The organism is uncultured Phascolarctobacterium sp. (assembly GCF_958349595.1).
In the GTDB taxonomy this organism is placed as follows: domain Bacteria; phylum Bacillota; class Negativicutes; order Acidaminococcales; family Acidaminococcaceae; genus Phascolarctobacterium.
In genome coordinates, this window is record NZ_CATWDQ010000004.1 from 64,900 (window position 1) to 77,560 (window position 12,661).

Annotated in this window: 12 protein-coding genes; 5 read left to right on the plus strand and 7 right to left on the minus strand. The window is 52.0% G+C overall.

The genetic code is table 11. The annotated features are described in order from the left end of the window. Window positions 1-7: 7 nt before the first annotated feature. The 4 genes from rplI to Q4G98_RS04970 form a co-directional block, all read right to left on the minus strand. A complete protein-coding gene (gene rplI, locus Q4G98_RS04955) occupies window positions 8-454 on the minus strand; it encodes a 50S ribosomal protein L9 (RefSeq protein WP_298562794.1) in 447 nt (148 codons plus the stop codon). Continuing rightward, the gene (locus Q4G98_RS04960; RefSeq protein ID WP_177562385.1) at window positions 426-2,477 is read right to left on the minus strand and encodes a DHH family phosphoesterase; all 2,052 of its coding nucleotides are present in this window, start codon (window positions 2,475-2,477) and stop codon (window positions 426-428) included. The genes rplI and Q4G98_RS04960 overlap by 29 nt, the downstream gene beginning before the upstream one ends. A 15-nt stretch (window positions 2,478-2,492) precedes the next feature. Beyond that, a complete protein-coding gene (locus Q4G98_RS04965; RefSeq protein WP_298562792.1) occupies window positions 2,493-3,458 on the minus strand; it encodes a YybS family protein in 966 nt (321 codons plus the stop codon). A 126-nt stretch (window positions 3,459-3,584) separates the two neighbouring features. Continuing rightward, complete coding sequence (locus Q4G98_RS04970) at window positions 3,585-4,748, minus strand: hypothetical protein (protein WP_293661591.1); 1,164 nt, start codon at window positions 4,746-4,748, stop codon at window positions 3,585-3,587. Between the two features lie 410 nt (window positions 4,749-5,158). Between Q4G98_RS04970 and Q4G98_RS04975 the strand changes: the two genes are divergently transcribed. The 5 genes from Q4G98_RS04975 to Q4G98_RS04995 all read left to right on the plus strand — a co-directional run bounded on the left by Q4G98_RS04975 (window position 5,159) and on the right by Q4G98_RS04995 (window position 9,908). Continuing rightward, entirely contained in the window at window positions 5,159-5,554 is a 396-nt protein-coding gene (locus Q4G98_RS04975) for a cobalamin-dependent protein (RefSeq protein ID WP_177562391.1), read from the plus strand. Between the two features lie 96 nt (window positions 5,555-5,650). Further along, window positions 5,651-7,150: a carboxyl transferase domain-containing protein gene (locus Q4G98_RS04980; RefSeq protein WP_366916945.1), complete on the plus strand. Its 1,500-nt coding sequence runs from the start codon at window positions 5,651-5,653 to the stop codon at window positions 7,148-7,150. A gap of 196 nt (window positions 7,151-7,346) precedes the next feature. Next, a complete protein-coding gene (locus tag Q4G98_RS04985) occupies window positions 7,347-8,615 on the plus strand; it encodes an SLC13 family permease (RefSeq protein ID WP_298562787.1) in 1,269 nt (422 codons plus the stop codon). Between the two features lie 111 nt (window positions 8,616-8,726). Then, entirely contained in the window at window positions 8,727-9,692 is a 966-nt protein-coding gene (gluQRS, locus tag Q4G98_RS04990) for a tRNA glutamyl-Q(34) synthetase GluQRS (RefSeq protein WP_298562785.1), read from the plus strand. Window positions 9,693-9,704: 12 nt separating this feature from the next. Further along, window positions 9,705-9,908, plus strand: coding sequence for a hypothetical protein (locus Q4G98_RS04995; protein ID WP_177562396.1), 204 nt, complete (start codon window positions 9,705-9,707; stop codon window positions 9,906-9,908). Between the two features lie 31 nt (window positions 9,909-9,939). Here Q4G98_RS04995 and Q4G98_RS05000 read toward each other — a convergent pair whose 3' ends face one another. The 3 genes from Q4G98_RS05000 to phnM are packed head-to-tail and all read right to left on the minus strand — an operon-like array spanning window position 9,940 to window position 12,640. Next, the gene (locus tag Q4G98_RS05000) at window positions 9,940-10,758 is read right to left on the minus strand and encodes a PHP domain-containing protein (RefSeq protein WP_298562784.1); all 819 of its coding nucleotides are present in this window, start codon (window positions 10,756-10,758) and stop codon (window positions 9,940-9,942) included. Next, window positions 10,755-11,447: a phosphonate C-P lyase system protein PhnL gene (locus Q4G98_RS05005; protein WP_298562782.1), complete on the minus strand. Its 693-nt coding sequence runs from the start codon at window positions 11,445-11,447 to the stop codon at window positions 10,755-10,757. Before Q4G98_RS05005 ends, Q4G98_RS05000 begins: the two co-directional genes overlap by 4 nt. A gap of 8 nt (window positions 11,448-11,455) precedes the next feature. Next, on the minus strand, window positions 11,456-12,640 hold the full coding sequence (gene phnM / locus Q4G98_RS05010; protein WP_298562780.1) for a phosphonate metabolism protein PhnM: 1,185 nt from the start codon (window positions 12,638-12,640) through the stop codon (window positions 11,456-11,458). Between the last annotated feature and the right edge of the window lie 21 nt (window positions 12,641-12,661).

Sequence of the window (12,661 nt, forward strand, 5' to 3'; positions counted from 1 at the left end):
CTTTCGCTTATTCCGCTTCGACTACTACGGCAAAATCTGCAGCAATCTCGGGATGTAATTTAGCTACAGCCATATAATTGCCCAGACCCTTGACCGGAGTTTTCAGCTCTATTTTCCTGCGGTCGATTTCCAGGCCGGTCTGTTCGATCAGTGCTTCCGCTACGTCCTTAGACGCTACGGAGCCAAACATTTTGCCATTGTCGCCGACACGCACTTTCAAAGTGACGGTCACTTTTTCGATCTGAGCCGCCAGCACGGTGGCTTCATCTTTTTTCTGTGCAGCCCTGCGGGCAGCGTTGGCCTGATCCTGCTTGGCCTGGTTCAAATTAGCGGCGTTAGCCTCTTTAGCCAATTTGCGCGGCAGCAGATAGTTACGGCCATAACCTTCGGCGGTCTCGACGATGTCGCCTTTTTTACCTAAGCTTTTAATATCTTGCAGTAAGATCACTTTCATTGCTCTCAATCTCCTCTAACTGTTTTTTTGCCAAAGAGACGATCTGCGGCATGATATCCGCAGCCCTCTTGTTATCAAGCTGTACGCCGGCCACAGTCTGATGACCGCCGCCGCCCAGCTCTTCCATAATTATCTGCACGTTGACCGTACCGTCGCTGCGGGCGCTGATACCCAGCGAACCATCAACATATTCCACGATCACGGCACTGACATAAATGCCGCTGATAGCCACCATCGTATCGGCAGTCTGAGCCGCTATGACTGATGATTTGGCATCTTTGGGAGCGTCTTTGTAAACGGAGATGATCAGGCCCGGTTCCGGGCTCTGCGCTTCCGCGATCAGCAGCGCCCGGATCTGGAAGGTCTCCATATCGTCTTTAAACAGCTGTCTGACCACGGTCGGGTCAGCACCGCTGCGGCGCAGCAATGCTGCCGCTTCAAAGGTCCGCTCGCCGGTCTGTACGGCAAAATTTTTCGTATCGACAACGATGCCTGCATAAAGAGCCGAAGCTTCGCCTTTGGTAAATTCCAGACGGTCGTTGAAATAGCCTACCAGCTCCGTCACCAGTTCACTGGTCGACGAGGAAGATGGCTCCATATATTGCAGCACCGTTTCTTTAATAGCGTCCTCCGCCCGGCGGTGATGGTCGATAATGATCCGCTTGGGTATCGCTTCCATGACTTCTTTGCTGGCGCACAGCATCGGCCGGTGATGATCGACTAAAAACAGCAGGCTGCCCGGCGTGATATGCGCCATAGCTTCCGGCCCTTCCAGCATCAGCTCCAGATACTGCTCATCATCCTGGATCAGCTTCAGCTCGTCACGCTGCAGCATTTCCCTGATCTTATCCAGCGCGTCGGTCTCGCCGCTGACAACGATGTAAGTTTCCTTCTGCAGCGACAGGGCCATTTTAGCTACGCCGATAGCACTGCCGATCGAATCGAAATCCTCCATCATATGCCCCATCACGAAAACCTTGTCCGCCGCAAGGATCTGCTCGTGAATAGTATGCGCCACGATCCGTGCCCGCACACGGGTACTCTTGGCAGTCACGGTAGTCGTGCCGCCAAAGAACTGGGTCCCGCCGTCCACAGCTACCACTACCTGGTCGCCGCCGCGGCCCAGCGCCAGATCCAGCGCTTTACCGGCATTCTGGCTCAGTTCTTCCAGATTGTCGCCGTCACAGGCGATACCGATGCTCACCGTCGGCGTTATCTTGTTGCCGACATGGATCTCACGGACACTGTCCAGCACAGGGAATTTCTGTTCCATCAAATCACGCAGGACTGCCTGATTAAAACCGATCAGGCATAACTCTTTATTGGAACGGCTGATAAAGCCGTTTTCTTCCTCTGCCCACTTGCTCAGTACCTCGTTGACCTCGCCGCTGATATTGGCGCGGGTCGTTTCGCTCATGCCCTTCATCACGTCTTCATAATTGTCGAAGCGGACGTAAGCCAGACACAGCTTCTCATTGTCATATTTCTGGCGCAGCAGCTCAAAATCAGTCACGTCGCTCAGGTAAAGCATCAGGCCCGTACCTTTTTTCTCGCCTTTTTCCGAAGTCTGCACCCGGCAGTGCTTCAAACTATAATAGCGGTCCTCGATCTGGATCAGGCGCTCGCCGTCCTTCACGCTCAGCGTATCGAACGCATTGGCCGGCAGCGGCAAAATTTCTTCCGGGCGCTTGCCTTCCAGATTTTTAGTGCCCACATATTTACCGAACAGCTCATTTTTCCACTGCAGCTTGCCGTCTTTGGCAAAAACAGCCATCCCGATATCCAGGTTCTGAACGGCATGGTGATTAGTCCGCTCGATATTACGCACTACCGTATCCAGATAGCTGTTGAAGCGGACCTCCTTGCTGCGCAGGCTCTTTTTGTTGTAATAATACAGCAGACCGATCAGCAGCAGACATACCGGTACCCATAACGGCTCGTAACAGCCGATAATGAACGTCAAAAAAACGGTCAGTATCAAAGGTATGATATCACTGCGTGAATCCCAAATTTTGTTAAACATATACTCGCCTCATCTCTACGCACGCTTGGAAGACCTTTTTCCGCTAAGATTGCGGAAATCGAACACCAGGTCAAACGCGCCCACAAACACAATGATCTGAGAAAATATCTGTACGAAAAACAGTAATGCTACCGATACCGTCCCCCACCATTTGGGCTTGTTGTTTTTCTCCAGCCACCAATAGATCAGGGCAATGCCCTGCAGCACAAAGAACACGCTGGTGATCACCTGCAGGTTGACAGCAACATGATACATCAGGCTTTCCGGATACTGCACATAGTAAGAAACCATCAGCAGCGAAATACCGTAGGGCCACAGCAGCCAGCCCGGGACATTCCATTGCGTAAAGGGCGGGAACTCCGCAAAAGCGACGCCCAGCTTGCTCAAAATTTTCCGCGCAGCCAGATAATTGACAAAGGCAATGATCGGCGCACACAGGAAAAACGCTCCCGGCATGATCAGACGCATCATCCGCAGCATCTCGGTGTTGCTTTTGACAGCGGCATCGATCTCGGCCTGGCTCATACCCATAGACTGATAATAGCCGACGCTCTCGCGTGCGGCCTCCTCCAGCGAAGTGAACATCATATCGACCGGATGGATACCCATGATATACAGCGCGATCAACAGACTGGCGCCGATAGAAATCAGGCAGGCGGTCGAGCTGATCAGCATCAGCTTGAAAGGCTTATAGCCGCGGCGCATACATTCGCCCAAAGTCAGCCCCACTAAACCAAAAGCAGCCAGCAGCGAAAAAGCATGCAGCGGGCTGATCAGTACAGCTACGGCAATATCGGCTACTATCAGCGTCATCACGCTCCAACGCAGTCCGTTACGCATACCGCAGATAGCGATAGGCAGGGGCCATAAAAAATTGATGAAGCTGCCGATGACCGGCACATACATGCTGATAATAGCAAAAACTATGGCGATAGCGGCCAGAATGCCCGCTTCTACCATGGCAGAAGTTTTACGAATCACTTAATTTCCTCCTTCGTAGCTATACATACATATATATAGCTAGGTATGTATATTCTACACCGAAAACAGCAAAAACGCAAAAAATAAGTGACGCCGCTGTCCGGCGGCGTCACCTCATCAGACTGTTTATTTCCATTCAGTTTTGGCTTTGACCAGCACGCCTTCGCTCTGCGGCACCAGTGCTACCAGGTGCACCACGTCAAACAGCGAACGGTCCAGTACTTTTTTCTGCTGCATTTTACTTTGCTGCAGCGCAGCCGTAAAGTCGACGCTGATCTCACCCTGTTCGTATTTAGTAGTGATACTGTCAGCATCGATATCCACCCTGTCGATCAGCAGATCAACGATCGCCAAAATCAGTTTGCTGCCCATCAGCTCTACTACCAACTGAGCAAAATCATTATCCGCAACGGAAAAATCTACCAGCTTCAATCTGGTAAAAGCCGCTCCGGCATCGACGTTAAAGACCTCAACCCGCAGCAGCAGCTCTAATGTCCCATGCGTTTTATGCTTTACCACCAGCCGCAGCAAATCAGGCTCGGCATAAGCCAGCGATTGCAGTGCGAATTCGCTGCCGGTCAGACTTTTGCGCACATAAGCCACGATCTCATCATAAGGGACCACCAGCTCGCCCTGACTTAGCTGCTCCCATTTCTGCGCCGAAAACCACAGCTGCCCTTTATCTTTCAGCGGCCGCAGCTTCTCGCTGACTGTTGCAAGCTTTTCCGCCAGGACCGTTTCCGCACGGTCGGCGTGCTTTTCTATTGCAGTAAATAAATGTCCCGACTTGGCCCGCAGCGCTTCCTTCAGCTCCTGCAGGTCAAAGCGTTTGCTCTCATCGCCCAAAGGCGTATCTTTGCAGTCCATTTTCTCAAAATCTTCGCTGTGCTTCAGCCCTTCTTTACGGGCGCTTTCATAGACTTCCCTGAAAGCGGCAACATCCTCGGGCCTCCCGGCCTTGATCCAGGCATTAGCGGCCTTGCCCACCGCATAAGTCACCGATACGCCTACCGGCACCTGGATCGGCGCGATCGGGATCAGTGTCACCAATGTCTGACCAACAAAAGTCGCCCCCAGAGAAGTCAAAAGCCCTAAAACAGTACTTTCTTCGAGCTTCACACCGCGCAGCTCACCCAGACGCATGATCATGTAGACTTCGTTAGCCATCAAGGCCATCGTCCCCACCAAAGGCGCAACTACGATCACACCGGCACGGGCAGCGCCCCAGCGGCAGATCTTTTCAGCTTCCCACTCTATATCCACAGGCTGTAATTCTTTTTCTTCGGTCATTGGTATCACCTCTCTGCGATTATTACTGCTGTTATAATTCGCTTTTTCACCGACTTATCCTGCCATGTTACTAAAATATCACAAAGCAGCTGTTTCTAAATTATTTTTCTGATATTTTGCCAAAACATTATCTGATTATAATATTTTTTGATAATTAAACATATAAATTTTAATAAGTGTAATAATAAATGATCGCTCAGATTGCCGTCTGAATGTGTTTAAACGCTTTTATCCTGAAAACAACTCTGAAACAACGTATTTTTGACCGTCAGCTTATTAATTTCAACCTGTAAACCTAACAATTATCCATATTTTTCAAACAAATATACAACTTATATAATTAGATTAAATAAACTCTGACAGTTATTCGCTGCTGTCCTCAACCAGAAATTATATTTTATTTAAGAGGAGTGTTGAAAATGAAAATCCGTGTTTTAGTAGCCAAACCAGGCCTTGACGGGCATGACCGCGGCGCTAAAGTAGTGGCCCGCGCCCTGCGTGACGCCGGCTTTGAAGTTATTTACACCGGTATCCGACTGACACCGGAACAGATCGCCGAAGCTGCCTTACAGGACGACGTTAAAGTCGTAGCCCTGAGCCTGCTTTCCGGAGCCCATAACACCCTGTTCCCCAAGGTAGTGGAGCTGCTGCGGGACAAAGGACTGAATGATGTACTGGTTATCGGCGGCGGCGTGATCCCCGACACCGATATTCCCGGCTTAAAAGCCTCCGGCGTGGCTGCAGTATTCACTCCCGGAACTCCCACCGGCAGTATCGTCGATTTTATCAACGCCAATACCCACTGACAGCTGCAGCTAAAATGTCCTTTTAAACTTTTCCCGCTTCAACAACCCACTATTCAGGAGGTGTTTACTTTGTCGACCCAGTTAAAAATAGCAAAAATGCTGCAGAAAACTGCTGTAATTTTAGCGGCAGGCGGAGAAAAACGTATTGCCAAACAGCACGCAGCCGGAAAAATGACGGCGCGGGAAAGGATCGCCGCATTGCTGGATGAAAATTCCTTCGTTGAATTAGACCGTTTTGTCAGACATCGCTGTACTAATTTCGGTCAGGACAAGAAGGAACTGCCCGGCGAGGGCGTCACTACCGGTTATGGCACTATTGATAGTCGGCTGGTCTATGTTTTCGCCCAGGATTTTACGGTGGAAGGCGGCTCTTTAGGTGAAATGCACGCCGCAAAAATCGTCAAGGTGCAGCGCCTGGCTCTGAAAATGGGCGCGCCTCTGATCGGACTCAATGATTCCGGCGGGGCACGCATCCAGGAAGCTGTAGATGCCATGTCCGGTTACGGTAAGATCTTTTTCTGTAATACTGCCGCCTCCGGCGTAGTACCGCAGATCTCGGCCATTATGGGGCCTTCTGCCGGCGGTGCTGTCTACAGCCCGGCACTGACAGACTTCATTTATATGGTCAAAAACACCTCTAAAATGTTCATCACTGGCCCTGCCGTCGTTAAATCTGTGACCGGCGAAGAAGTGACCCAGGAACAATTAGGCGGCGCCATGACCCATAACAGTACCTCCGGCGTAGCACATTTTGCCGCTGAAAACGACGCCGACTGTCTCGCACAGATCCGTTATCTGCTGAGCTTCCTGCCTTCCAATAACCTGGAAGCGGCGCCCGTTGTCGATACGGGCGACGACCCACAGCGCATCGATGCCAGCCTGAATGCTCTGCTGCCTGATAATTCCAATCAGGCTTACGATATGAAAACCGTTATCACAGCAATTGTCGACAACGGCGAATTTTACGAATCCCAGCAATATTGGGCTACAAATATTATTACCTGTTTTGCCCGCATGGATGGACAGACTATTGGTATCATCGCCAACCAGCCTAAGGTCATGGCAGGCTGCCTTGATATCAATGCCTCTGATAAAGCAGCCAGGTTTATCCGTTTCTGCGACGCCTTCAATATCCCTTTGCTGAATCTGGTAGACGTTCCCGGATTCTTGCCGGGCTGTAATCAGGAATACGGCGGCATCATCCGCCACGGAGCCAAAATGCTGTATGCTTATTCCGAAGCAACTGTACCCAAGATCACAGTCATTACCCGCAAAGCCTACGGTGGTTCCTATATCGCCATGTGCTCACAGGATCTCCGGGCCGATCAGGTCATTGCCTGGCCCACTGCAGAGGTTGCGGTAATGGGCCCTGCCGGTGCAGCCAATATTATTTTCAAAAATACCCCCGATGTCAAAGCCAAAACAGAGGAATACATCGATAACTTTGCCACACCATATCAGGCAGCGATGCGAGGTATGGTCGATCTGGTCATTGAACCGCAGAACACCCGTCCCACCGTTATCAATGCTCTGCAAATGCTGCAAAGCAAACGCGAGACACGTCCTGCCAAACGTCACGGAAACATTCCCTTGTAGTCAGGCGCAGCATCCTTTGAAAATAAAAAAGCTTCGTTTTCAGCCGCAAAATAATGTCCTTTAACGGTAACTTCATCCCCCTTTAGACGGCACATTATTTCTGCGGTATTTTTTACCCGTAAATTGTCTTACTATTCTGTCTATTTTTCAGGCTCTAGCAGGACAGTTATTTTCAGGAGAAAAGGAGTTGATTATCATGACCCCCGCTGTACAATTTTTATTACTGCTTGCCGTTATTGCTTTACTTTTCATCACCGAACTGATCCCTCTTGCCGTCACCTCGATCGGCGGCGCTGTGGCCTGCGGACTGTTGGGCTTTATTACCCCCAAAGCTGTCTTTTCCGGCCTGTCCAACTCTTCCGTCCTCTTATTTGCCGGTATGTTCGTTGTCGGCGCGGCTATGTTCCATACCGGACTGGCGCAGAACATCGGCAAAAAAGTCGTTTTGATCTTCGGCACCGGCGAAAAAAGTCTGATGCTGGGCATCATGATCATTGGCGCTGTCCTGTCAGGTTTTTTGTCTAATACCGGTACCACCGCCTGCCTGATGCCCGTTGTTTTGGGCATCTGCGCCGCAGCGAAGCTGCCTGCTTCCCGGCAGCTTCTGCCGCTGGCTTTCGGTATCGCTTTCGGCGGGATCTTCACTATTATCGGCACCCCGCCGAACCTGATCGCGTCTAACGCTTTAGTAGAAGCAGGCTTCAGACCCTTCGGCTTTTTTGAATTCGCCTGGGTCGGTATCCCTATCGCCATCGCCGGCACCTTATATATGATGTTCATCGGCTATCGCCTGTTGCCCAAAGTCGAAACTAATACCGAAGTTGAGATTGAACAGGAATTTGATGTCACTACTCACGACCCCCAAAAACAAATCATTTCCGGCTTGATTCTTCTGGGCGTAGTTATCGTTATGGCCCTGAACCTGAAGTTTATCACCCTGGAAATGGCTGCTATCATCGGCGCGCTTATCTCTGTTTTGTCAGGCTGCCTGACTGAAAAGCAGGCTTATGCCAGTATCGACTGGGTTTCGATCTTCCTGTTTGCCGGCATGATCTCAGTTTCTTCCGCTATGGACAAGACCGGCGCCGGCAAGCTGCTGGCTAAGTTCTGTGTCGACCTGCTTGGCGGCACGCCTTCGCCTTTATTTGTAGCAGCACTGTTATTTTTAGTCTCCAGCTTTTTAACGCAATTTATGTCTAACACGGCTACTGCGACGTTACTTTGCCCGATCGGCGTTGCTATTGCCCAGCAGATAGGCGCTTCTCCGCACGCCGTCGTAATGTCCATCACTATCGGCATTGCCTGCGCCTATGCCACTCCTGTCGGTACGCCGCCTAACACCCTGGTTTTAGGTCCTGGCGGTTACAAATTCATGGACTATGTTAAAGTTGGCACGCCTCTGATCTTTGTCAGCTTCATTGTTTCCATGATCGTTATTCCTATCGTCTGGCCCTTCTTTAAATAGTTTTGCACAGCACCTGCCTGACAGCAGGTGCTGTTTATTTTATAGTAAAGCTTTTTTTGTCTCCCGCGTCGTGATACAATAATAAAAAAGTCTGAAAGGAGCGGTCGGTTTATGGCGCAAGCCGTCTGCGGGCGCTTTGCCCCCACACCCAGCGGCAGGATGCACCTGGGCAATGTTTTCTGCGCGCTGCTGGCCTGGCTGTCGGCCAAAAAACAGGGCGGCAGCATCACCCTGCGCATCGAAGATCTGGACAAACCCCGTTGCCCCAAAGGCAGCGCCGAACTTTTAGAGGACGATCTGCACTGGCTGGGTCTGACTTGGGATACCGGCGGCAGTAACGGCGGCAAAGACGCACCCTATTATCAGAGCCGCCGCTTTGACATCTACGAAGCTTATTTCACGCAGCTGCAAAAACAGGGTCGCACTTATCCCTGCTTCTGCAACCGGGCCGAGCTGCACGCTGCCCAGGCGCCGCATCTAAGCGACGGCCGCATACTGTACACCGGCACCTGCCGTAATTTGACACCGGAGCAGGCCGCCGCCAAAGCGCTCAGCCGCAATCCGGCACAGCGACTGCGGCTGCCTGATGCAACGGTCGGCTTCACAGACGGGCATTACGGACCTTATGCCCAAAATCTGGCCGCGGAATGCGGCGATATCATCCTGCGGCGCAGCGATGGCGTTTACGCTTATCAGCTGGCTGTAGTTGTGGACGACGCCCTGATGGGTATTACGGAAGTAGTCCGCGGCTGTGACCTGCTCAGCTCCACGCCGCAGCAGCTTTACCTGTACCAACTGCTGGGGTTCGAGCCGCCCAGCTTCATCCATGTGCCGCTGCTGACTGTTGCTGACGGCAGGCGGCTCTCCAAGCGTGACCGCGATCTGGATCTCGGCAGCCTGCGGCAGCGCTTTACCGGGCCGCAGCCGCTCCTGGGCCTGCTGGCTTTTCTGGCCGGGCTGCTGCCAGCACCGGAACCTGTCAGTGCCCAGGAACTTTTACCGCTGTTCAGCTGGGATAAAGTACCCCGCAGTAATATCATCATCAGCGACGAGCTTTTAAATCCATTTCAACTATAAAGGAGCAACGCTATGCTTTATGTAGTCCTCGCAACCTTTGCCGCCGGTATGGCGACAGAATATTTTCTGGGCAACCGCTGGATCGGCTTTTTTGCAGTCGGCGTGCCGGCCTGCCTGTATTTTTTCTATCTGGATCACCAAAAGCGTGCGGCCGCCAAAAAAGAGGAAGAAGAAAAACGCGCCAAACGCAGGGAACGCAAACAACAGCATCAATAATAAAAAGAACGCATTGCTTAATGCGTTCTTTTTATTTGTCACTGTTATTATTGAAAATCAACTGTACCGCGGCTTCCGTCGCCAGGCAGGAACCCGGCTCGCTGCTGCCATCCTCCAGTGTACCGTGGTAATCACTGCCACCGCTAAGAAACAGTCCATATTGCCCGGCTATGGCCCTGATCGCCGCCTTATCAGCCTCCGTATTCTTCCGGTGCTCCAGCTCGATCCCCTGCAAGCCCAGTTTGACCAGCTCCGGCACCAGATCAAGGTTATGCTGCTGCCCTGGATGCGCCAATACTGCCAGTCCGCCTGCTTCCGTGATCACACGCACAGCTGCGGACACATCCAGATATTCAATATCAAAATCGCAGTAACCGCCGTTCTTAAAGGTTTCCTGATAAAAACTGCCGAACATTTCTTCCACCTGCTCCGTAGCTACCAGATATTCCATGATGTGCTGCTTATAAATAACGTGCCCGGCCCGTTTCACAAAATGCTGCGGCCTGATTCGAAAGCCATGCTCCGCCAAAAGCGCTATCTGCCGCAGACTGTTGGCCTGCCTGCGTTCCAGCAGCGGCCGGCAGAAGGCGGTCACCGCTCTGGTGTCGCGCATCGCGTAACCTAAGATATGCGCTTTGCGCCGGCCCTGAAAATCATAGGCCGAGATCTCGATCCCCGGCATCACTTTCAAAGTGGTGACCGGCGGGATATCGCCGCAGCGGGGCACCCGGTCGTGGTCGGTAATGGCGATATGGGTCAGCCCCCGGCTCAATGCCTGCTGGATCAGCTCTATGACCGTGGCGCTGCCGTCAGAATATGTGGAATGTAAATGCAGATCGCCCTTCATCATTCAAAACTCCCTTCCGACATATTAAAAACCTTGTCGCAGACGCCTTCCATAAATTCCAGATCATGGAAGATGCCCAGCATACTGGTTTTTTCTTCCTTCAGCTGCTGCAGGATATCTTTGACCAGGACCTTGGTCTTATTATCCAGCGACGCCGTCGGTTCGTCCAGCAGCATCAGCCGCGGCCGCTTGACCATGGCGTGAGCCAGATTCAGGCGCAGCCTTTCGCCGCCGGAAAAGGTCTGCGGATAAATATCCCACAGCTCCTCCTGCAAACGGAAGTAGGCCAGCATTTCCCTGGCACGCCGTTCGGCCTCGCCCGCTTCGGTACCGATCTCCAGCAGCGCCGACATCACGTGTTCTTTAGCCGTCGTCCTCGGCATCACGTTGAGGAACTGGGCCACGTAACCGATCTCATAACGTCGCAGCTGCAGCATCTGCCGCTCGCTGGCATGAGCCAGGTCGATAGGGCCAAAGGCCTCGCTGTTATAGATGATCGAGCCTTCCAGCGGCAGATAGGTGCGGTTGATACATTTCAGGATACTGGATTTACCGGCGCCCGACCGGCCCACGATGCCGATAAACTCGCCCTCATGCAGCGTAAAACAGATGTCGTGACAGCTTTTGATAGTTTTGACCAGATTATGCAGATAAAAATTTTTCGTCAACCCTTCAATGGCAAGTATCTCCATAACTCCTCCTAAACCCTGTATTCCAGCTGTGAAATGACCCTGCCGTCGACCACGGCATGGGTAATGACAGGATAACCGTCCAAAATCTTGATGATCAGCAGATCCGCCTTTTTGCCAACGGCCAGCGCGCCATAATCGTCATCGATACACATCGCCCTGGCGGGATTCAGCGTCAATTTCCTGACGATCTCGGGCAGAGGCACGCCGTGCTGTTTGTGCATAATAAAAATGCTGTGCAGCATTGCCGCCGGATAATAATCGGAACAGAGGATATCGGCGCAGCCCTCCTTCACTGCTTCAGCCGCCGACAGATTGCCGGTATGGGAACCGCCCAGCAGTATATTGGGCGCACCGACGACTGTTGCCAGCCCCAGCTGCCGCGCCTGTTTGGCAACGTCGATGGTAATAGGGAATTCGCTGATCTGAACGCCCAACTCCTTATTGACCTGCAGCTTGGCAGCAGTATCGTCGTCATGCGACGCTACCGGTATCCTGTTGGCTTTAGCCAGCTCTGCCAGCTCCCGCAGCTGTTCAAAGCTCAGCATCCTTTTGTTTTTGTGCTGTTCCAGCACGCCCTCAAAGCCCAGCGTCGTTACTGTTTCACCGTGATAGGCGGTGATCGTTTTGCGGTAGGTCTCAATATCACGGTATTGCCCCTGTCCCGGCGTATGGTCCATGAACGAGATCTGGTGCACCGTTTTTTCCCGCAGCATTTTGCTGACGATGTCGAAAGCTTCCAAATTATCGATCTCGATCCGCAGATGCAGACGGTGATGGATCAGGTGATGCCGTTCGTGGATATTATTGATCAGTTCGGCCAGTTTCAGCACATTCTTTTTATAACGCAGCTCCGACGCGCCGAAATAGTCTTCCTTATATAGTGAGATCGAATGAAAGATCGTTGTGATGCCCTGATTGATGAGCTGGCGCTCCAGCTCCTTCAGACCCATTTCAAAATCCATCACGCTGGTCGGACGCGGCTGGATGACCTGCTCGATCTTATCGGAGTGGGTATCGATAAAACCGGGGCAGATATAGCGGCCATGCGCGTCGATCTTTTCATCGTACTGCCCCAGGTCGATAAGGTCTTCCGCCAGGATCTCGCTGATACGGTCATTTTCCAGCACCAGCACTTTATTTTCCAGCACCTCGTCAGGCGTGATCAGTTTACCATTATAAATAACTGTTTTCATAGTCGTCCTTTCCCGCGGCAG

What these genes read in the sequence shown, in the direction of transcription:
- rplI (WP_298562794.1), bottom strand. Translation starts at nt 454, where the DNA reads ATGAAAGTGATCTTACTGCAAGATATTAAAAGCTTAGGTAAAAAAGGC.
- Q4G98_RS04960 (WP_177562385.1), bottom strand. Translation starts at nt 2,477, where the DNA reads ATGTTTAACAAAATTTGGGATTCACGCAGTGATATCATACCTTTGATA.
- Q4G98_RS04970 (WP_293661591.1), bottom strand. Translation starts at nt 4,748, where the DNA reads ATGACCGAAGAAAAAGAATTACAGCCTGTGGATATAGAGTGGGAAGCT.
- Q4G98_RS04980 (WP_366916945.1), top strand. Translation starts at nt 5,651, where the DNA reads ATGCTGCAGAAAACTGCTGTAATTTTAGCGGCAGGCGGAGAAAAACGT.
- Q4G98_RS04985 (WP_298562787.1), top strand. Translation starts at nt 7,347, where the DNA reads ATGACCCCCGCTGTACAATTTTTATTACTGCTTGCCGTTATTGCTTTA.
- gluQRS (WP_298562785.1), top strand. Translation starts at nt 8,727, where the DNA reads ATGGCGCAAGCCGTCTGCGGGCGCTTTGCCCCCACACCCAGCGGCAGG.
- Q4G98_RS04995 (WP_177562396.1), top strand. Translation starts at nt 9,705, where the DNA reads ATGCTTTATGTAGTCCTCGCAACCTTTGCCGCCGGTATGGCGACAGAA.
- Q4G98_RS05000 (WP_298562784.1), bottom strand. Translation starts at nt 10,758, where the DNA reads ATGATGAAGGGCGATCTGCATTTACATTCCACATATTCTGACGGCAGC.
- Q4G98_RS05005 (WP_298562782.1), bottom strand. Translation starts at nt 11,447, where the DNA reads ATGGAGATACTTGCCATTGAAGGGTTGACGAAAAATTTTTATCTGCAT.
- phnM (WP_298562780.1), bottom strand. Translation starts at nt 12,640, where the DNA reads ATGAAAACAGTTATTTATAATGGTAAACTGATCACGCCTGACGAGGTG.